Here is an 18790-nt window from a genome sequence, read left to right on the forward strand (position 1 = left end):
TGCCGCCAAAGGCCGCGCCGCCGTCTTGGTCAGCATCGGGCCAGGGCCCAGTCGACGACCTCATCGTTGACCTGCTCGACGCCGAAGTACTCCATGCCCTTGATGACGTGCTTGGTCACCTTGACCCACTCGCGGAAGGAGCCCAGCGCGTACTGGGTGTCGACCCGCTTGAGCAGCGCCTCGTCCACACCGCGCCACACGGGGTGGGAGTCGGGGACGGTTTTGAGGATCTCGTCCTCGGTCATCGCGAGGATCTCCAGGCGAATGTAGATCCGGGAGGCGAGCGCCGGGTCGCTCTGCAGGGTCTCGTAGGCCTCGCGGCCGCCGACGAAGACGATGGCGGGCTGGGGGTCGCAGTTGTCCCACAATTTGCGCAGGAACTCGAAATTCTCCCGCCGGTACTGCTGGGCCTCATCGCACACGATCACATACGGACGCCGCGGCAGGGCTTCGCGCAGCAGCTTGTCGAACGCGGTCGCAGTGCCGGGCATCTTGCAGTTGAGCCGCATCTGGTGGAACAGCTCCTCGCGCAGGTCCTTCGGCCCGGGGCGGGAACGGGCGAAGTCGAGGGGGAGGATCAGGTCCGGGTTCATCTCCTGGATCGTGGCGCGGGTGGAGAAACTCTTGCCAAGCCCCGGGTCGCCGTAGATCACGGACATGGCCTTCGACTCGACGGTGTCGATGACGGTGTCCTTGATCTGCAGCAGGGTGTCCGTGGCGACCAGCGTGGAGTCCTTGAGGCCGAGGAAGTGCTGCGGGCGCAGGTCGGGGCGGCGCCTCGATGCCTCGCCCGGTGATGCGGTGACCGGCTGGCGGCGCTGGCCAATGTGCTTGTGCTTGGGGGCCGTTGTCACGATGCGTCGTCCTTAGATGTGGTGTCGGTGAGGCCGGGGCGTTTCCACGCGGCCGGGATCGGGGTCAGGGGCCGGTAGGGCTGTGCCCGACGGCGAGGCAGCGGGGGCGGGACGGTGCCCTTGAGTTCGGCGCGGGCCTCCCGCTCGGTCATACGCAGGGCTCGGACAGGCACCTCGGGCCGGGTGGACGGCAGGTGGCGTTCCCGCTTGCGCTCGCCGGAGCGTTTCAAGGCCCGCCGCAGCTCCGCGCTGTGCTCATCGCGGTCGTGCAGCACCTTGGCGCGCAGTTCCTCGCTGGCCTCGTTGCTGAGGAAGGCCCGGCCCAGGTAGCGGTTGCCGCGGAAGGTGTACAGATCGATCTCGTGATGGTGGTGCGGCATCCACCGCACCCGGACCTCGAGCCCGATCCGGCCCACCCCGTTCTCGGGCATGTAGGCACGCTTGTTGAACTCCACCCCGTGACTGGTGATCTTGCGGGGCCGGTGGTCGCTCTCCAGCATCAGGGCGCGCAGCTCGGCCGCGCTCGGCTCGGGCCGGACCTCAGCGGGATCGGCCAGCCAGGCCGCAAGCGGCGTCATACCGGTGCGCTCGATGACGTGCTCGGTGTTGTGCTTCTCGACCCACTCGCCCAGCAGGCCCACGAACGCCTCGAAGGTCAGCGGCGGGTCCGTCTCGCCGAGGCGGCGGCGGTGATCAAGCCGGGGCGCCTTCGTGTAACGGGGCAGGTCGGCGAAGAAGCGGGTCATGCTGGTGTGGTTCAGACGCTCGATACCGCCCTTGTGGCGGGCGCTGCGCACCCGGTGCACCGGCACGCCCAGCAGGCCGAAGGCGCGCAGGACGGTTTTGGACAGGAAGTCGGCGCCACCGTCGACGCGCACCAGGTGCGGCAGCCCGCCGGGCGGGCCGTAGGGGGCCTCGCGCAGCACGGCCATACGTACCGCGGCCAGGACCGAACCGCGGTGCGCGGAGCCAGCGGTGACCGCCCAGCCCATCACATAGCTGGTGCCGCGGTCCTCGAACCACGTCACCCACACCCTCGACGGCTTGCCATCGGGCATCATCACGACGGTCTCGGCCTGCTTGTGATCCCCCTCCCACACCTCATTACGGGCCACCGCCGGCCGCTGGAACGCCGGATCAAACCCCCGAGCCGCGGGAATCCCCTCCCGCAGGCCCGCCATGAACCCCGGATCAAGATCCCGGGCAATCGCATCGTGCAGCGTCGTCAGTCCCGGCGGCTTCTCCCCTGCCGCCACCGCCACCTCGACCAGGCGCTCATGAGCGCGCTTCACGTTGCCCTGATAATCAGCGAGGACATCGATGATCTCCTCGGTGATCCGGAACCGGCGACGTTCCGGCTTCTCCACACTGCCGGTCTCCTCCGCGCGGACCAGCCAGCTCCACACCGTCCTCTTGTGCACACCCACCGCGTCAGCGACCAGCCGTACATGTCCGGTCGTCAACTCCCCCGCGGCCCGCAGCCGCAGCAACTGAGCCACCGCCGCAGGCCTGAGCTCATCCCGATGCCGCCCCAAACCGATGTCCATGGCCTCGGACGCGTCGCCAGTCTCTGTCATCGGTACCCGTGACAGGGGTGAACGGATAACGCAACAAGGGGCACGATGCCAGCCTCCAGCAGTCAACAGCCGCCCCACACAAGGGCAGTTCAAGCAACGCCCGTGGCGAGCGCGACGGAAGCGACGCTAGAGCCCCCCACGCGGAGAGGCAGGCCGAGACCTCCCCAAGACGAGTGACACCCCATCGATCCGCCCCCGGCTCGGGCACACACGCGCTATAGAGCTCGCCACGAAGGAGATCCGACGAACACGCCACCCGCCGGTCCGGGGTCATCACCACCAAATCCGGATCACCGCCACCAAGATCAACCAGCTGACACGGCCAACGACCAGCACAAAAACGATCCCGCATCAATGGCGAGGAAACCCGAACACCCCAACCCCTCTTCCCCGAACCTCACATCGGCCAAAAGATCCTCACTGACCGATACGGGAGGCCGGCGGGAGCCAAGGTAATGCCTCAGGATCTCCACAACGGGGGCGGCCTGGTCGTGTGGGAGGGCAGTGTCGGTCGGGGGACCGATGGTAGCGAGTAGCTCGGCGCGTTGGTGTGAGCTCAGCAGGTGTGGTGGAGCTGCGAGTTGGAGTTCCTCTTTCGTCCGTGGGTGATGCTGAGGGGGCTGGTCGGTCGATGTGTGTGGCGTGGTGGTGGCTGGGCGCGCGCAGCGGGCGCGGTGGTGCCAGTCGGGGCCGGGCTGGAGAGGGCCGAGGGCGGGGATGTCCACTGCGGCGTCGTGGGCCAGGTCTGTGAGCCGGTGGCCGAAGGAGCTGCTGAACAGCAGGAAGTGATCTTGCGCCTGCTCTGAGCGGCGGAACCGGAGAGCCGTGCGCAGCACGGGGCGAGCTCGGGGCGGGACGGCGTAGGCCACGGCGGGTGGCGGAGTGGTCGAACCGTGTTCGGGGTGCCAGACGTCGGGGACGGCTAGACGTGTGCAGCGCTCGTCGAGGGCGGCGACGGGGGTGGCGTACAGGGCGTCGGGGTGGGTTCCTGTCGTCAACAGGGCTGTCAGTGCGGCTAGTTGGAGTGGGTGGGGAATGCCGCGGCTGATGCGGTGGGCCGTGTATGGCGTGAATGGGCGTGTGGTGGTGCCCGGCCCCGTGGCCGTTTCGAGGTCGTCGGGCAGGTCCAGGAGGAGACCGGCGCGCAGGAATCCGGCCTGGGCTCCGCGCAGCCGGGTCAGAGTGTGGCGCAGGCTGGGGCTGCTGGTCGTCAGCCGGGATAGGAAGAACTCCAGGTCCTGCTGGGTGGGCAGACCTGGGTGGCGGGTGAGGTAGGCCCTGGCCGCATACAGGCCGGCCCAGTACTGGGCATCGACCCGGGCGAAGTCTGCGGCGGGCAGACAGCGGCGCAGCTCGGCGCGGAAGCGGGCGACCGGGAGGCGTGGTAGGTCCGGCAGGGGCATGGTGTGGTCCGGGACGGGCTGAGGGCGGTGTGGGGTGGGCGGGCCGAGGAGATCGAGGGCCTCGTGGCTGTCGGTGATCTGCTGCAGGTCGTGGTCGAGGTGGTGGCGGGCGAGCCGGGTGCGCAGCTGTGCGGCGGCGGTACGGGTGGGCGGCTGGGCGATCAGGACGAGGTGGATGCCGGTGTCCTGGCGTAGCTGGGCGATGTGGCGGGTGCGGGCCTCGGCGAGGTGGTGGGCGCGCAGGATGACGAGGCGGCGGATTCCCAGGACGGTGATCCAGCAGGCGGCGGCCCGCCAGGCGGGTGCGGCGGTGATGGGCTCGGATGCGGTGGGCTGGTAGTCGGTGCGGCCCAGGGCGCGCAGGATGTCCCGCGGCAGGTAGGCGGTACGAGGTGTGTGCGGGGTGAGGTCGACCGTGGCCTGGCCGGCCTGGGGGTCTGAGCTGGCCCGGGCCGCTTGGAGCACGCGGGTGTCGTCGTCCACGTCGATGATCAGTGTGACGGGCGGAGGCGTTGGGGGTGTCATCGGGGGTCTTCGTGTGGCGGGAGACAGCCGTCGAGCGTCGTCTCCAGCAGGCGCTTGCCCGAGGGTGAGGCGCGGCGTTCGAGGCGCAGGGTGTGGTGGGTGATCTGGGCCCAGCGGCGGAAGTTGCCGTGCCCGTGACGGGCGTCGAGGCGGTCGAGGACGTCGTTGTCGGCGTCGTGCCATCGCGGGTGGAGCTGCGGGATGGCGCGGCGTACCTCGCCGGGGGTGAGCGGGTGGATCTGCAGCCAGCGGGTGGTGCGTGTGGCCAGCAGGGGCTGGCGGCGCAGGGTGTGGAAGCCCTTGGTGCTGGTGGCGAGGATGAGGGTGAGCTGGGTGGTGGGGTCGTCGAAGAGGTAGCAGAGGTACTCGACGCAGCCGGTGGTCAGGCGACTGGCCTCGTCCATCACCAGCAGGTGCGGGTGCGCGGCGAGTCGGGTGCGCAAGGCCGTGTCCAGGATGCCCGGATCCCGCGTCGGCGGGATGGGGAGACCGGCAGCGAGCAGCAGCTCGGCGCGTAAAACGAGCGGGGTCGGAGCAGGGCGCGGGCTGAGATGGCAGATGTGTACGTCGCCGGGCAGCGCGGGGCGGGAGTTGAGCGCAGTCTGCAGGGCGTAGGTCTTGCCGCAGCCTGCGTCGCCGTAGAGGCACATGACGGCTTGCTCTGCCAGGGTCTGCTCCACAGCGCGGGCGACCGCGTCGAGGGCAGGGACCCGGACGGTCCGGGCACCGGGGAGCGACAGGAAGTGCTGTGGGCCGGGGCCGGGTAGGGCCGGAGGCGTGCGCGTGCTGCTGACGGTGGGCGTCATGCCTCCCCCAGACGGGCGAAGGCCCAGCGCAGCACCTCTTGGTCGACGCGTTGCCTGCCCAGGCGCTTGAGGCCGAGGCGTACCTGGGTGGTCAGCCAGGCCCAGTCGCGGAAGCTGCCGTGGGCGGCGTGCGTGTTGGCGAAGAGGATGTCGTCGGGTTCCGCGTTCTCCCACACCGGGTGGAACAGGGGGATGGCCTGGAGGACTTCTTCGGGGGTGAGGCGGGAGAACTTCTGCCAGATGAAGATCCGCGAGGCGAGCATCGGCTCCTTGCGCAGCACGGTGTAGCAGCCCTGGCCGCCGACGAAGACGATGGCCAGCTGGGTGGCGTAGTCGTCCCACAGGTAGCGGAAGTACTCGAAGGCCTCGGAGTTGAGCCACTGGGCCTCGTCCACGATCAGTGTGCGCGGGCGGGCCGCGAGTGCGTCCTTGAGGAGGTGGTCGAACTCCGACGGGTGTGCGGGCGGGGTGCCGGCCAGGTCGAGCGCGGCGAAGATCTCGTGGCGCACCGCGCGGGCGGTAGGGCGGGAGCGGAACGCGATCCGGCGCACTTCCTCGTCGGGCTCCAGCTCGCGCAGGCAGGTGTTGACCGAGAGGGTCTTGCCGAAGCCCGCGCCGCCGTAGACGCACATCATCGCCCTCGCCTCGATCGTGTCGGCGAGGTTTTCCCGTGCTCTGAGCAGGGCGCGGGTGGCCACGATGTGCGCGCCGGGCAGCTTCAGGTACTGGTCGCCCTCGGCCGGGGGCAGGGTGGTGGTCACTGATGCTCCTCCTTAGGTGGAGCCGGGCCCGTCGGTGGGGCGTGGCGCAGCAGGGGTGCGCCAGTGGCTCGGCGCTGTGGCGGGTGGGATCAGGTCGGGCAGGGCGAGCTCAGCCGCATCGGTCAGGTGGGCTGCGGTCAGGGCCTGGTCGGCCTCGGCCGAGGTGAGGGCGCCCAGGCGTTTGGGCTGTTCGGCCCGGGTCACCGCCGCGTACTTCGGGCGGGTACGCCGCGAGGCCTGGGCCAGCGCGCGGGCTAGACGACGCTTCTCGGCGTCCTTGCCGCGGCGCAGTGCCCGGCGCTGCTCGTCGGTGGCCGCGTCGGCCAGGTGGGCCGTGCCCAGGTGCTTGCCCGTAGCGGCGTCGAAGACTTCGATCTCGTGGTCGTGGTGCGGCAGACAGCGCACCCGGACCTTCGTGCCCGCGTCCGCGCCTCCGGCCATCCACTCCCCCACGTAATACCGGTTATTCCACCGCACGCCGCTGGTGGTCAGCGTGCGGATGCGGCCGTCGTCCTCGAGCGTGAACGCCCACAGCAGGGAGCGGTCGACGTCGTGGACCGGGGTGGGGTCCTGCTGCCACGCCTCAAGCGGCGTACGCCCGCCCAGCGCCTGGGAGGAGTGCTCGGTGTTCCACCAGCCGATCCACTCCAGCAGCTGCTCGACGAACACGGAGAACTCCATCAACTCGCCCACCGGCACACGGCCGCCCCGTGCGGTGCCCGGTCGCACCGAGGCGGTCGGGGCGTGGGTGTAGCCGGGCAGGGCGGCGAAGAACATGCGCTGGGCGCAGCGGTTCAGGTTCTCCACCGTGCCCTTCAGTTCCGGCCGGTAAGCGGGCAGGTCCTGGATCGGCACAGCGAACGCACCCAGAGCCTGGGCGACGGTGTGGGAGAGGAAGTCGGAGCCGCGGTCGATGCGTACCAGGGCGGGCAGGCCCCCGATGGGGCCGAAGGCGTCGTTCTCGTTGCGCTGCAGGGCTATGCGTAGCGCGGCCAGGATCGCGTCTCGGGAGGGCTGGTGCGGAGTGATCGCCGCCCCCGTGATCGCCTTGGTGGCGCAGTCGATGAACCACGTCACCCATGGAAAGACCCGCTGGCCGTCGAGGAGGACCTCGATGGGGATGTGTTTGTGATCGGCTTCCCAGCAGGCGTTCCGCCATTGCTTCGGGCGGCGCAGGTGAACGTCATGCCTTCGCCTCGCGCGTTCTCCCCCGGCCAGGGCGGCCCGCTGGCCGGCGTTCAGGTCGAGGCGGATCGCACGGTGCAACGTCGCCAGCGACGGTGGTGGTGCGGGCGCCTCGTTTCCTTCGACGGCGTCCTGGGCGTGCTCGGCCAGGGCCTGGGCGTGCTCGGCCAGCAGTTCCCGGTGTACCGCGGCGGCGTTACCGCACCATCGAGTGAGGCGTGCGTGCAGTTCGGGCGTGACCGTGAAACGCAACCGTGGGGCGGGGCCGGTACGGCCCTCATGCCGAGCGGCCTCGAGCCACCGCCACACCGTCCGCAGTGACACCCCCAGCGACGACGCGACCAGACGAGCGTGCCCCGTGGTGAGTTCCCCGCGCTCGTCCAACGCCAGCAGACGCGTGACAGCCTGCTGGCGGCCCAGCAACCGCGGCACCACCGGGGCTGGCGTCTCGCTGGCCGCGTCGAGGTCCATGCCTGAGGCGGGGGTCTCGGATGGAATGGATCGGTGGGTCATACCGACACCCTCAGCCCACGGCGCTGATCCATCGGCGGGTACAGGGAAAATCTGCAGTCAGCCGGGAACAGCCCCTACACTCCCCTGCTCGCTCAGTGAGCAGCTCAACGACACCGCGATCGGCGCCGGGGTGACACTGTGCCCGCGCGATCGGCGAAGCTAGCGACGCCTATGCACAGGCGCGTTCCTCTGTCTGTGGGAGGCGGTGCGGTCTCACGTGTTGGGTAATGCGGTGAGCTTGGGGGTTGTTCCAAGGTCTGTCAGCAGGCTGATCTGCGGGGCTGGCTTACCTGCTCTTAGGCGTCCTTGTCGCTCTGAGCTGAGCGTCTCGACTGTGCCGTGTGACCACTGAGGCTTCGCAGTGGCCAGGATGAGGCCGGCTGCTCCGACGAGTGCGCATCCTTCCATGAGTTTGCCCGCCTCGCGCTGCCGCTCGCGGACGCTGTTACCAAGGGAGTCGTTGCTTTTGGCTTCTCCCAGCCACAGATCTTCGCTGGTGGCCAGGGCGAAATCCATCTCCACGAAACGGTTGCCGCTCTTGAGGAGTTCGAATTCCTCGCAGACGAGGGCTTGGCGTGACCAGTGCTGATTACGCAGGAACCTCGTGGCCAAGAGCGGTACGTCGCCGTTGTTCACGACGAGTTCCAGCACTGCTGGGTGCAGATCGTAGAACCAGCGGGGTTCATCTGCGGCTGGTCTCCAGTGGCTCTTGGTGAGCTGGTTCTCCCCTTCGCAGCGTCTGCAGCGGTAGCTCTGGCTGATCTCAGCAAGTGGGTAGAACTCGAGGATGGGGCAATGGCCGCAGCCAAGGATCAGCCCGCGGCGTAGCACGCCCTGTGACGTCCACTGGTCGATCTGGTTTCTGCGCGCTTCCAGGTTCCAGGTGTCGTCGTTATGAGCCACGATGGCTTCCCAGGACAGGACGACAGCGGACTTCAGTTTCCACCGGCTGTGTTCCGGGCCATCGTGGTTCGTGGTGTTCTGGGCGAAGCGGTGCAGCAGAGGCCAGCCCGGGCTAGCCGCCAGTGCTTCCAGAGCAGTGCGGGATCCAAGGAGCCGTTCCATGATGGCGGCGCGTTTCCCCGCCGGGCTGGAGCGGATGGTGGTGTCGTTTGCTGAAGCTGCGATGTGCAGGATGCGCTTGATGCCTGGCCAGGCCAGCTTGGGAGAGGCAAGCGTGCCGGTCAGGGATGCCCCGCTGGGTACGAAGTCGTAACGGTGAGACCAGTAGGTGATCCCTCCGTCTGCGGCACGGACGAAGGTCTCCCATGGGTTTTGGCCTGTTGCCGTGACCGTGGACGATCCCAGTACGGCGAGTGGGGGGACAGGGTGTTTGCCGGCGGTGAGAGTGATCTGCCAGCGGTGCTTGTCTGGGTCGAGGCCGCGTGGGACCTCGGCAGCCAGCGAGAGCGATGTCTGGAGTGATCCGTCGGGTTCCTCTCTCGCGGGAAGGGAGCGCGGCTGGTCCCAGGCGTCTTTCAAGACGACCATGATCGGGTGGTTGAGATCGATGTCGAGAGGGTCGACTGCCTCGAACGGGCGCTCCACCTCTGCAGGCTGAGTGTGCCTGACGGGGCGCTCGTCCCATCGTGCGTCGATGTGCCGTTGGGTCTCTGCCACGCTCAACGAGGCGCTCGTCACCTGCATTTTGCCGGATGCGCGGCCGGGGAACAGCCACATGTCGCTCACAGACGCTTCCCATGGCATCCATGTCACCGCGCCAGGGGTCTGCCGGAGGACCTCAGCCAGAGCAAAGTCCTCTGGCTGGTCTCCCAGAACGACGATCCGGTCTGGGCGCTGGAGGGCTCTCGTGACCGGGATACACCGTCCGGCCTCATGGGAGCGCACCGCGCGCGCTCCATCGGGTGCGCTGGGGTGCAACTGTGACAGCAGCGGGGACTCGGCGCCGCGGAGCGCTGCCTCCCGCCACTGTTCAGCCGAGACGTCCCCGCCGGTGCCAGTTGCCTGGGCCTGGATACCGACGTGCATCGCATAGGCCAAGGCCTCCACCGAGGTCACAAGTCCCCTTGGAACACCGATGACGGGAACTGCGGCAATCGCGGCCAGTGGCGTCAGATCACGCACATCGTCATGATCGAACAGGTGACTGCACTGGACATGCTCCTCGTGATGGTTCGTGCCCACCCGCGAGCGCAGTGCGTCAGCAGTCGCCACAGCCTCGCGGATCAGGGGATCGTCCCACGGGTGCTGGCGGACCATCACTTTGAACTGATCAGCACCGGGGCTGCCGGAAAGCTGCTGCACGGCCAGCATCTGCTCGATACTGCCGGGGTAGAGAGCGTCAAACGTGTCCCATGACGGCCCGTAGGCCATCACATGATCAGGGTGCGAATGCGCCAGGCACCGCTCGATTGCCGGATGTCCGACTGCGCTCGCCGGGATCACCACACTCCCGCTGCAGCCCCATATTGCCGACAGCCGGGCCAGGGCTGCTGCCGTCCACTGGACCCAGTCCTCCTCCCTGTGTGGCGCGACTACCACGACTCGGGGTGGTCTGGCTGCGTACGACAGCGGCAAGAAGGTGAAGGACTGACCAGGCATTCACCCAGTTTGTCACCCCATTAGCCGCTAGCCAGCACGAAAGCCTCTTCTCACACAGCACAGCCATCAAGACCACACGTCAGATGGGAGTATCCCGTCCCCACCACAAGTGGGTGATCGCCGTCCCCGTCCATTCGCTCAGGGATCTTCAGCACACTGACACGCCCATCGTCACCCAGATGACACCACACACCACCCATGTCGATGACACCGGCGAACACATCACCACAGACCAGCACGGTGCTGTACAAGTCCAGCGGCAACAGTGACACCCTGCTCAGACCAGTGACACACCCACACAGATTCACAGCCGGCGCCGGGCAACTCCGTTGCCCGGCAACCGAATCGCTCCGCGATTCGGTTCAGGAATTCGCTCCGCGAATTCCTGTGGCTGGCTACGGGGTTGACGAGCCGTCACTTTTGGCTTTCCCTTTCGATCTAACAGGGTGTCAGAAATTTCTGGGGCTCTGAAGTTCCATCAATCCCCAGTCGGAATCGGCGATCCCCCACAAATCCCGTGAAGCTAGGCCGCAAATCCAATATTCGAAACATACTCGAACTGCCCCCACTGCGAGCCGAGATCCACAACAGCGTCATCGACCCACGCCTCGTCAAGGGAAGCGCCATCACCTCTGACCCACGCCTCAACAATACGGTCCCAGTGACGGACGTTCAGCGTACGGAACTCCACCACCCGCTGACGCGGCCTCTCCACCTGCGACTGGTTCAACGGATGAAACTCCACCCTAGTCCCCCGGCCATCACGGTTCAGACGAGCCAGCAGATAACGGGCCACATTACGGCGACGAACCGCCCGGTAAGCAGCCTCGATCCTCTCCAGATTCCGCTTCGACGGACTCCGCTTACCCTCCAGCCACGCCTTCACCGTACGGTCAGTAACCGTCAAACCCGCCTCACGCGCAGCCTCACGAGAACGCTCAGTACGCGTCAGATAATGCAGACGCGCCACCAGACCACGCCTCACAGTAATGGGAGTAGCAATGAAACCAGCAAGCCGGTCGAGCTGACGAGCAACAGCCTCATGGCCCTTGATGCCACGAGCACCATACTTACCGAACTCGTCATTCCTCTCCGGCATCCCGATCCATTCCCTTTCCCACTACCCGTACACCACGGCCTCCAGAATACCTCAACTACCCTCACCCTGATGCGAGTTAGCACATATCCAAAGTGTGAAATCTAATAATTCTCTGGGGCGGCAGAATACAAGACGTTTCAGCTCGCGCTCCTGGTGCAGCGCGGCGAGTAAAAAGCCAAGGCTCTGGATAAAGCATGAGCGGCGGCTGGACACACTGGCGCGCTGGTGCTGGCAGCTGCCGACGATCGCCGCCCTCGCCGGGGTGACCGGCGCTGAGGCTGGCCCGGTCGCCCGCTGAGACGTCTGATCTCCCTTCGTCTTCGGATGGGAGGCCTTTCGTCTTTCGTACACGCGGCTACGCTCGCGGCATGGCTGACTATGTACAGGTATCGACAGCAACTGAACACCGCCAACAGGCAGTCGAGCTGGCCCGCAGCGTCGTGCGTGAGCGGCTCGCGGCAGGTGCCCAGATCATCGGCCCGGTCACGTCCGTGTCCTGGCACGCCGGGGAGTTCGGCACCGGAGAAGCACGAGCAGGAACGAGAGTCGGCAGACGGACAGGAGCAGCAGCGCACGAAGGCGCAGGGAAGCGAGCAGCATCGGGAGCTGGCGGAGGCGCGGCGGCAGGGGCAGGAGCTCGCGGAGGGGCAGGCGGGCCGAGCACAGGATCAGGAGCCCGCAGTGAGCCTCTTTCATCCTCTGCTGGAGGGTGAAAGAGGCTGGCCGAGGGGTGTGGTGAGGAAGCAGGGCACCTCGTCGTCGGCGTACAGGTTCCACTCATCACACCAGCGCCCGGAGGAGCCCACTGCAGCCAATTTTGTGCGCACAGAGAACACTTGGAAGGCGCTACCAGACAAGCATCGCTTGTACGGACCCGTAACTTCTACACGCAAGGGGCCCGTCTGCAACTGACGGTTCCGCGCGCTGTATCAAGGGAGTGAGTCATGAGTTCTCAGGTGAAGGCATTCGGGTTCGGCATGCCGTGGGAGTCGTTGTACGGGTACAGTCAGGCCACTCAGGTGGGTGACACGGTTTATGTGTCGGGGCAGCTGTCTCATGACCGTCACGGCAACTTCGTGGGTGCCGGCGACTTCGCACTGCAGGTCCGCACCACGCTGGAGAATCTGGACCTGGTGCTGAGGCAGTTCGGGGCCGAGCGTAGCCAGATAGTGGAGACCACGGTTCTGGTGAGGAACCTGCGGGAGAACTTCGACACGACAGCACGCCTCCACGCCGAGTACTTCGGGGAGCACCGGCCCGCCAGCACGGTCATGGGCGTTTCCGACTTGGCACTGCCGGACCAACTCGTGGAGATCGGCGCGCTCGTGCGTCTCGATGTGAAGCCATAGGTGAGGAGGCCGGCCTGATTCCTTCGGCCTCTTTCATCCTGAATAGTTACAGGTCAGCAGCGTCGAGGGCGACGACCGGCTACGACGCGGGGAAGAAGGCGACTGGGCGCAAGCGCCACCTGGCCGTGGACACCCGCGGCCTGCCGGTATCGATTTCGTGGATCATGAGATCCCGGCGCAACTGCCGCGACTACGAAACGCTGCCCCAGCACGCCGAAGCACACCTGGCCTGGAGTGTGATGGCCCTGATGACACGCCGCCTGGCCAAACCCGTGGCCGCATGGCGCGAGCCCAAGCCCCCGGCCCGCACCACTCACCGGAGAACTGCCGCGCAGGGCGCGCCACCTTGGCGGCGCACCCCTGCCGGCTAGCCGAAGAACACCGAGTGCACGGTCGTCGCTCCGCCGTACGCGCCGCCGGTGTTGGGCGGCAGCGTGTCCTGCGGGATGGTGCAGGCCTCGTCGCGGTAGAGCGTGGCCACGGTGTCCGTGAAGTTGTCGACGACGCCGGCGCCGCCCGGCATGACGATGCACTCGTCGTCCGGAGGGTTCTCCATGACCATCCGGAAGCCCGTGTCGGCCCGGTTGTAGGCGAACGTGCCGCTCGCGGCCTGAGCGCTGGTCGACAGTCCCGTCACCAGCACGGCCGCCGAAGCGGCCACCACGGTCATCCGGGCCAGTCGTTTCCACCTGTGCATGAGGGACCCCTGTTCTGTTTGCGGGCGGTATCCGGTTCCACAACAGCAGCCGTGTCCGCGAGCCCGCTGCCCTCCGGCCAGGAATGCACTCAAAAGGGGTGGCGGCACGGCGTACGCTCCGGGGCACGCGACCCGCCAGCCACCGACCCGCGAGGGAACCGACCGGCTGCACCCGAACACACCCTGAACCCGTTCTGGCCACCACGAATCACTCACAGCGAGGTGAGCGAGCGTGGCCTCGCCTCCCTGTGCGAGGACGTCATCAGGTATGGCCACAAGGGGCTCCAGGAGCTCCTCCACGTCGGCGTTCGCGAGGGCAGGGGCCGATGCTCCGTTTGCCGACCTGGGTGCCTCGGCGTCGGAGGCGTATGCGGCTGCTGAGGTCGTAAAGATGGCGCCTGCCGTGATCACCGCCAGTAACGCGGTGCAAGTGCGCGCGGAAGGGGCGCGGTTGGACGAGCTGTTGTACATGCTTGGTGTTTCCCCGTTTGTCTTTTCATGTGGCGCGGATTCTGCGCCGTGGGTGTCTTGGCCGCTCGGCCAGCGGCGAGAGCATGGCAGCTCCCCGGCCCCGGCAGCCGAAGACTGGGCTACGGCCGCGCCGTCGTACTCCACAAGCTGACGGCCCGGCCACCGCAGGGACACCTCCACAGCCCCTGCTCGCGTAACGGCCCACCTGGCGCGTGCAGGGTCCGGGGGACGGCGAGGCGCACGTGCGGGGTTCGGCGGCTTGATGGGCACGGTGAACGGCATGAGAAGAGCTGACGAGCGACACGCGGTCCCTGCGCCGGCCTCGTAGGTCAGCAACGTGGCGCCGACGCCGCTTGTCAGGGTGTCTTGACACTCGTTGCACGTCAGGGCACCCTGACAGATATGGGAGCTGAGGACACACCGGCCTCGCTGGCCGGACAGGTCACCGACAAAGACCCCGAGATCGGACTGCAGGCCGTCGTCGCCCTGCGCCGCCTGCTGGAGGAACTCGAGCGGGTCCACGTCGACAACGCCCGCAGCCAGGGCTGGTCCTGGCAGAGCATCGCCACATCGCTGAACGTCAGCCGGCAGTCAGTGCACGAGAAGCATGCGAGCAGGCGTAAAGCCGAAGGCAAGGAGAAGTAGGATGTTCGAGTTCTTCACCGACCGGGCACGGCACGCCGTGACCCTGGCCCAGGACGAGGCGATCGCCCTCGGCCACGACTTCATCGGCACGGAACACCTCCTGCTCGGCCTGGCCGGCACCGACCGGAGCACGGCCGGGGAGGTACTGCGCAAGCAGGGCGTCGAGCAAGCGCGGATCAGGCAGGAGACCCTCCGCATCCTGGAAGCCGCCGGAGTCGCCACAACCGGCGGGCAAGGCGCGAAGGACGCCCTGTCCTCCCTCGGCATCGACGTCGAGGAGATCCAGCGCAAGGCCGACGACAACTTCGGCCCCGGCGCCTTCCAGTACCCCCGGCCCACCTACACCCAGGACGCCACCAAAGCCCTCGAACAGACCCTGAGCGAGGCGCATGCGCTCGGCCACGACAGATTCGGCACCGAACACATCCTGCTCGGTCTGCTGGCCGCAGGAGAAGGCCGTGGCCTGGACGTCCTGAACGCCCTGGAGGTCGACCGCGCGGGGCTGCGCGAGGCGGTACTGGCCCGCGTGGCCGGGGGCGCCTCGTAGCACCGGCTGCGGAGATGAGCCGCCCCGCTCATCTCACGCGAAGGCCGGCCTCGCACCGGCCGTCTCGCCGCGGGCCCGTGCGGAAGCCCCGGCTCCCGCACGGGCCCGCGGCGTAGCGGGGGGGCGGGCCGGCTACCTGTCGTCGTTGATCCAGTCGGTGTAGGGCGGGACGGCGGTGCAGATGTCGGGCTTGAGCAGGCTGTTGCACCCGGGAGAGGGCCTGGTGGCCAGCGCGGTGAGGGCGCCGTCGCCATTGAAGGCGGGGCCGCCGTCGTCACGATACAGATACCCCGTGCGGTCAGATGCAGCCCGGCGCAGGCCATCGCGGGATGAATCTCCTGGTCGGTACCGTAGACGAGCTGGCACTGCAAGCAGCAAACGCAGGCTTTCGTCGTCCCCAGGGGCCCGAGGCGGGAGTGCCTGAGGGACAGGGCGGCCTGCACTGAAGGCGAGGCCAGGCAGGTTGAGGCCGGCGGTCGGTTGTGTGCGGGCAACTCGGCACCGACCCGGCCCGCGACTCGCGCCCGGTGGGCCGCCGCCCACCTCAGCCAGGCCCTGCGTCCGTCCCGCGCGTGCACGGGTGGTCCCCGCTCCCCCAGCACCGCCGATGCCAGCTGCACGCCTGCCGGGGAGCCCGCGGCGAATGCGCTGGAGCAGGGCGTGGCCACCCGGAGCCCAGACGACGGACGGCAGTGCGCGAGAACAGCGAGGCGGCCCGCGCCAGGAGCAAGCCGGTAAGCAGCGGTTGTGGGACCCCGGACTCCCCCACCACAGAGCCAGGGTGCCCCTGTCGGCGTCGATGATCCGGCCGGACAGGGGCTCTGGGTGCTCGGCAGTGTCCTCCCTGCCCCGCTTGGGGGCATAGAGGACACTGCCGAGCACAGTAACCAACCCCGTCCTGAGGCGTTGCGTTTCCCGGGGGAGGACGATCGGCTACGGAGAAACGGAAGTGACGGAATGTCGGACACCGCAAAGCGGCGAATCTTCGCCATGCTGGATGTCGACGGCGACGGAGTCATCACCCGGGCCGAATACCTCGGCCGGGTCGACCGGGCTGCGGACGCCTGCGGCCGGGACCCAGAGCATGCCTTGGTGGCCGCCGCCCGCGCGGCCCACGAAGAGGTGTTCCGCCAGATGGACAGCAACGCGGACGGCACCGTCACCTACGAGGAATACCGCGACTGGGCCGGACACGACGCCTTCGAAGAATCCTGCCGCCCCGCCCTCGGCTCCCTCTTCGATCTCGCCGACCACGACGGTGACGGACACCTCACCCGCGACGAGTTCACCCGGCTGCGCGCGGCCACCGGCAACAGCCCCGAAGGCGCCGACGCCGCCTTCACTGCCCTCGACACCCACCGCAACGGCCTCATCCAGCGCACCGTCTACCTCGCCGCGATCCACGACTTCCTCACCACCGGCCACTCCCCCATGACCCACGCCTACCCTCCCGGCACACCTGCAACAACCACCCACTGACCCGATCCGCCCCGTCCCGCGCCTGTGCCTGTGCCTGTGCCTGTGCCTGCAGCTAGGAGAACGGGCGGAGCTCGCCCGACCCTGACCCTCCGGTGCCGCTGCGGCGGGCCCGCAGGACTGTGGTACAGGCTGGTCACGGGCCCCTCGACGGGCAGCGCGTGGGTGGCGGTGAAGCCGTGCTCGTGCAGCAGGCACCACCAGGCGTCGGCGCCGTAGGAGTAGTGGACGACCGGCAGGTGGGCGCCGTTGCCCAGGGTGAGGTTGTCCACGCGGCGGCCGGGCAGCTCGCCGTCGCGCGGGCCGTTGACCGAGAAGGCCAGGATGCCGCCGGAGCGGAGCCGGTGGTGGATCACGGGCAGCAGCCGGGCAGGATCGGCGTGCCAGAGGGCTCCGTAGATGGAGAAGCACACGTCCAGCACGGGCAGCTCGCGGAGTACCTCGGCGGCGTCCCCGACCCGCCAGGCCAGGGCGGGCGGCAGCTCACCGTTCTGGGGCCAGGGATCTGCCATGGGGGTCCACCACGTCCTCTTGCTCCGCGCCCGCGGCTGGCGGGGGCGTTTCGAGTCCAGCTGATGCCCGGCGCTCGCTTTCTCCGGCGTGGCGTGCACCGCGCCATGGGGATCGGAGGGGCTGCGGACGTCCACCCGCCGCGCGGGAGCAGGCGTTTGGCCAGGCGGGCCAGTGCTGCCGCCCAGGCCAGAGACCTTAGATCCCTCCGACGAGGACGGCGAAGAAGATCACACCGACGCTCCCGGTGAGCACTCCGGCCAGCGACTGATTCCGGTTGAAGCCGCTGGCCAGCCCCAGCAGGCCGAAGGTCACCGCGAGGACGCCCGTCAGCAGAGCGAACGCGATGCCGATGACGGCGCTGAAGACGGAGGCGGTGACCGCGGCGCCCCCAGACCGAGAGAGACCGGCCCGTACAAGGTCGCCGCAGTGTCGTTGGCGCTCGGGCTGTCGCTCATGTCGGCTTCCTCACCCCGGTGACGGAACGGGGAATGCGAACCCTGCCTGCCCCCATCATGGCCCTGCCCAAGAGGGGGTGAACGGGCGGGGGCAACCCAGCGGCCACGAGGCCTGGCCAGGGAGCTAAGGACCTCCCGTACGCCTAAGGACCCGCCCCGCCGGAAGATGCGGAACCTTCCCGATGCCCCGGCCCCTCCTGGGAAGCGAGAGTGGAGTCATCGCACAGAGCGAGACACCAAAGCCCAGGGGGAGAAGAAAATGTTCGACTACGAAATCCACCAGTTCCGCACCGCCGAGCTCGCCGCCCAGGCCGCCCACCACCGCCTCGTACGCGAAGCCCTCAAGGCCGCCAAGCCGCGCCGCCGGGTCCTCGGCCGGGAAGGGGCCGAGGCCCGCCTGACGGCCGCCCGCACCGCGGCCACCGACCGCTACACCCGCGCCGCCTGACCCATGGGGCGAGCACCAGCATGGGTCAGTAGCCGCCATGAGGCCGCGTGACTCCGCACCGGTGCACGGCCTCGTTGACCTCCCGCCAGATCCCGCGCAGGAGGGACGGTGCGGCCCCGTCTCGCCGCTCGGTTCCGTCACCACTTGATGGTGCCGCAAGGCCCCTCGGATGGCCCGCGTGCTGGGCCTCGCGCAGTGCCAGCAGCCCGCACGAAGCGGCGGTGGCGGCCGCCTCGTCCAGGACCTGGTCCACGGTGAACGTGCCGGTGCCCGCCATCTGCAGGAACTCGGTCGTGAAGTCCGCGCCGTTTCCTGCCAGTGCGATGGCCGCGGCCTGCGGCGCCGTCGGCAGCGGGAGCAGGCCCGGCGCCTGCGGCCGGTCCGGGGCATCGCCGAACCCCACTTCGTGGATGGGCTGTTCCGCCTCGGCGGTGACGCACCGCGCGGTGAAGGTCCGCTGCTGGCCCTGCGTCTCCCTGGTGACGGCGGCCTGCCAGCACGCGGCGTCCTGCGCCCCCGCGCTGCCCACGCAGCAGGCGGAGGGGATCGTGGCCGCCCACCCGCGCGTCTCGAAGGAGTGAGCGGACGCCGGCCACCGCACCACCGCCATCGAGCGCGGCGCTCGCCCGGGCATCGACGTCCACCCCGTCCAACACGGCCCGGCGCCCCGGGGGTTCGCAGTCATCCCGCGCCGATGGGCGATGGGGCGAACATCGGCTGGCTCGTGCGCCAGCGCGGACTCGCCCGTGACTACGAGACCGGCCCAGGGGACGGCAAGCAGGAGAATCATCAGGATTCCCAGCCCCACAGTCATGAAGCCGAAGAAAATGCCGCAGAACCTGGCACCACGATTCCCCTGCCACAGCCCCCAGGCTATCGAGCCCGGCAGGACCGTCAGCAGGGC

Annotated in this window: 17 protein-coding genes and 3 pseudogenes; 8 read left to right on the forward strand and 12 right to left on the reverse strand. The window is 68.4% G+C overall.

What is annotated here, in order from left to right; all coding sequences use genetic code 11:
• Positions 1-29: 29 nt before the first annotated feature.
• The 8 genes from C9F11_RS00100 to C9F11_RS00135 form a co-directional block, all read right to left on the reverse strand.
• Positions 30-854, reverse strand: coding sequence for an ATP-binding protein (locus C9F11_RS00100; protein ID WP_138957288.1), 825 nt, complete (start codon positions 852-854; stop codon positions 30-32).
• Complete coding sequence (locus tag C9F11_RS00105; RefSeq protein ID WP_249401520.1) at positions 851-2509, reverse strand: Mu transposase C-terminal domain-containing protein; 1659 nt, start codon at positions 2507-2509, stop codon at positions 851-853. The genes C9F11_RS00100 and C9F11_RS00105 overlap by 4 nt, the downstream gene beginning before the upstream one ends.
• 227 nt (positions 2510-2736) lie before the next feature.
• Positions 2737-4359 (reverse strand): hypothetical protein, encoded by a 1623-nt coding sequence (locus C9F11_RS00110; RefSeq protein WP_138957289.1) that lies wholly within the window; start codon positions 4357-4359, stop codon positions 2737-2739.
• Positions 4356-5165: an ATP-binding protein gene (locus C9F11_RS00115; protein WP_138957290.1), complete on the reverse strand. Its 810-nt coding sequence runs from the start codon at positions 5163-5165 to the stop codon at positions 4356-4358. The genes C9F11_RS00110 and C9F11_RS00115 overlap by 4 nt, the downstream gene beginning before the upstream one ends.
• Positions 5162-5926 carry an ATP-binding protein gene (locus C9F11_RS00120; protein ID WP_249401521.1) on the reverse strand — a complete coding sequence of 255 codons (765 nt, stop codon included), beginning with the start codon at positions 5924-5926 and terminating at the stop codon, positions 5162-5164. Before C9F11_RS00120 ends, C9F11_RS00115 begins: the two co-directional genes overlap by 4 nt.
• A 12-nt stretch (positions 5927-5938) precedes the next feature.
• Complete coding sequence (locus C9F11_RS00125) at positions 5939-7624, reverse strand: Mu transposase C-terminal domain-containing protein (protein ID WP_138957291.1); 1686 nt, start codon at positions 7622-7624, stop codon at positions 5939-5941.
• A 213-nt stretch (positions 7625-7837) separates the two neighbouring features.
• Positions 7838-9961 carry a hypothetical protein gene (locus C9F11_RS00130; RefSeq protein WP_138957292.1) on the reverse strand — a complete coding sequence of 708 codons (2124 nt, stop codon included), beginning with the start codon at positions 9959-9961 and terminating at the stop codon, positions 7838-7840.
• A gap of 748 nt (positions 9962-10709) precedes the next feature.
• Positions 10710-11285: a transcriptional regulator gene (locus C9F11_RS00135; RefSeq protein WP_138957293.1), complete on the reverse strand. Its 576-nt coding sequence runs from the start codon at positions 11283-11285 to the stop codon at positions 10710-10712.
• A gap of 368 nt (positions 11286-11653) precedes the next feature.
• On the opposite strand from C9F11_RS00135, the pseudogene cutA reads away from it, so the two are divergent.
• Positions 11654-11812: pseudogene (gene cutA, locus C9F11_RS00140) on the forward strand (divalent cation tolerance protein CutA); the annotation flags it as partial.
• Here cutA and C9F11_RS47185 read toward each other — a convergent pair.
• A complete protein-coding gene (locus tag C9F11_RS47185) occupies positions 11769-11981 on the reverse strand; it encodes a hypothetical protein (RefSeq protein ID WP_171075581.1) in 213 nt (70 codons plus the stop codon). The pseudogene cutA and the gene C9F11_RS47185 sit on opposite strands and share 44 nt — an antisense overlap.
• Before the next feature lie 248 nt (positions 11982-12229).
• Between C9F11_RS47185 and C9F11_RS00150 the strand changes: the two genes are divergently transcribed.
• Together C9F11_RS00150 and C9F11_RS48395 are read left to right on the forward strand one after the other, a co-directional pair.
• Positions 12230-12634 carry a Rid family hydrolase gene (locus C9F11_RS00150; RefSeq protein ID WP_138957294.1) on the forward strand — a complete coding sequence of 135 codons (405 nt, stop codon included), beginning with the start codon at positions 12230-12232 and terminating at the stop codon, positions 12632-12634.
• A gap of 59 nt (positions 12635-12693) precedes the next feature.
• Positions 12694-12792 (forward strand): annotated as a pseudogene (locus C9F11_RS48395) (IS5/IS1182 family transposase); the annotation flags it as partial.
• A gap of 209 nt (positions 12793-13001) precedes the next feature.
• Here the strand turns inward: C9F11_RS48395 and C9F11_RS00160 are convergent.
• On the reverse strand, positions 13002-13331 hold the full coding sequence (locus C9F11_RS00160; RefSeq protein WP_138957295.1) for a hypothetical protein: 330 nt from the start codon (positions 13329-13331) through the stop codon (positions 13002-13004).
• An 873-nt stretch (positions 13332-14204) separates the two neighbouring features.
• Between C9F11_RS00160 and C9F11_RS00165 the strand changes: the two genes are divergently transcribed.
• The 4 genes and pseudogenes from C9F11_RS00165 (at position 14205) to C9F11_RS00175 (ending at position 16473) form a co-directional block, all read left to right on the forward strand.
• Positions 14205-14447, forward strand: a complete 243-nt coding sequence (locus C9F11_RS00165) for a hypothetical protein (RefSeq protein WP_138957296.1) — start codon at positions 14205-14207, stop codon at positions 14445-14447.
• 1 nt (position 14448) lies between these two features.
• Positions 14449-14637 (forward strand): annotated as a pseudogene (locus C9F11_RS48400) (Clp protease N-terminal domain-containing protein); the annotation flags it as partial.
• Positions 14638-14823: 186 nt separating this feature from the next.
• Complete coding sequence (locus C9F11_RS49605; RefSeq protein ID WP_269078120.1) at positions 14824-14994, forward strand: Clp protease N-terminal domain-containing protein; 171 nt, start codon at positions 14824-14826, stop codon at positions 14992-14994.
• 957 nt (positions 14995-15951) lie between these two features.
• On the forward strand, positions 15952-16473 hold the full coding sequence (locus tag C9F11_RS00175) for an EF-hand domain-containing protein (protein ID WP_249401522.1): 522 nt from the start codon (positions 15952-15954) through the stop codon (positions 16471-16473).
• Here the strand turns inward: C9F11_RS00175 and C9F11_RS00180 are convergent.
• Positions 16437-16982, reverse strand: a complete 546-nt coding sequence (locus tag C9F11_RS00180; RefSeq protein WP_138957298.1) for a hypothetical protein — start codon at positions 16980-16982, stop codon at positions 16437-16439. The genes C9F11_RS00175 and C9F11_RS00180 overlap by 37 nt on opposite strands.
• 715 nt (positions 16983-17697) lie before the next feature.
• On the opposite strand from C9F11_RS00180, the gene C9F11_RS00190 reads away from it, so the two are divergent.
• Positions 17698-17886 carry a hypothetical protein gene (locus C9F11_RS00190; RefSeq protein ID WP_138957299.1) on the forward strand — a complete coding sequence of 63 codons (189 nt, stop codon included), beginning with the start codon at positions 17698-17700 and terminating at the stop codon, positions 17884-17886.
• 25 nt (positions 17887-17911) lie between these two features.
• On the opposite strand, the gene C9F11_RS00195 is transcribed toward C9F11_RS00190, so the two are convergent.
• On the reverse strand, positions 17912-18520 hold the full coding sequence (locus C9F11_RS00195) for a hypothetical protein (RefSeq protein ID WP_138957300.1): 609 nt from the start codon (positions 18518-18520) through the stop codon (positions 17912-17914).
• Positions 18521-18790 lie beyond the last annotated feature (270 nt).

Origin of the sequence: Streptomyces sp. YIM 121038 (assembly GCF_006088715.1) — a bacterium.
GTDB lineage: Bacteria > Actinomycetota > Actinomycetes > Streptomycetales > Streptomycetaceae > Streptomyces.

Excerpts from the sequence above, each read along its gene's own strand:
- C9F11_RS00165 (WP_138957296.1), top strand. The coding sequence starts at position 14,205 with ATGGGAGCTGAGGACACACCGGCCTCGCTGGCCGGACAGGTCACCGAC.
- C9F11_RS00180 (WP_138957298.1), bottom strand. The coding sequence starts at position 16,982 with ATGGCAGATCCCTGGCCCCAGAACGGTGAGCTGCCGCCCGCCCTGGCC.
- C9F11_RS00175 (WP_249401522.1), top strand. The coding sequence starts at position 15,952 with ATGTCGGACACCGCAAAGCGGCGAATCTTCGCCATGCTGGATGTCGAC.
- C9F11_RS00195 (WP_138957300.1), bottom strand. The coding sequence starts at position 18,520 with ATGCCCGGGCGAGCGCCGCGCTCGATGGCGGTGGTGCGGTGGCCGGCG.
- C9F11_RS00110 (WP_138957289.1), bottom strand. The coding sequence starts at position 4,359 with ATGACACCCCCAACGCCTCCGCCCGTCACACTGATCATCGACGTGGAC.
- C9F11_RS00190 (WP_138957299.1), top strand. The coding sequence starts at position 17,698 with ATGTTCGACTACGAAATCCACCAGTTCCGCACCGCCGAGCTCGCCGCC.
- C9F11_RS47185 (WP_171075581.1), bottom strand. The coding sequence starts at position 11,981 with ATGAAAGAGGCTCACTGCGGGCTCCTGATCCTGTGCTCGGCCCGCCTG.
- C9F11_RS00160 (WP_138957295.1), bottom strand. The coding sequence starts at position 13,331 with ATGCACAGGTGGAAACGACTGGCCCGGATGACCGTGGTGGCCGCTTCG.
- C9F11_RS00150 (WP_138957294.1), top strand. The coding sequence starts at position 12,230 with ATGAGTTCTCAGGTGAAGGCATTCGGGTTCGGCATGCCGTGGGAGTCG.
- C9F11_RS00135 (WP_138957293.1), bottom strand. The coding sequence starts at position 11,285 with ATGCCGGAGAGGAATGACGAGTTCGGTAAGTATGGTGCTCGTGGCATC.
- C9F11_RS00125 (WP_138957291.1), bottom strand. The coding sequence starts at position 7,624 with ATGACCCACCGATCCATTCCATCCGAGACCCCCGCCTCAGGCATGGAC.
- C9F11_RS00115 (WP_138957290.1), bottom strand. The coding sequence starts at position 5,165 with ATGACGCCCACCGTCAGCAGCACGCGCACGCCTCCGGCCCTACCCGGC.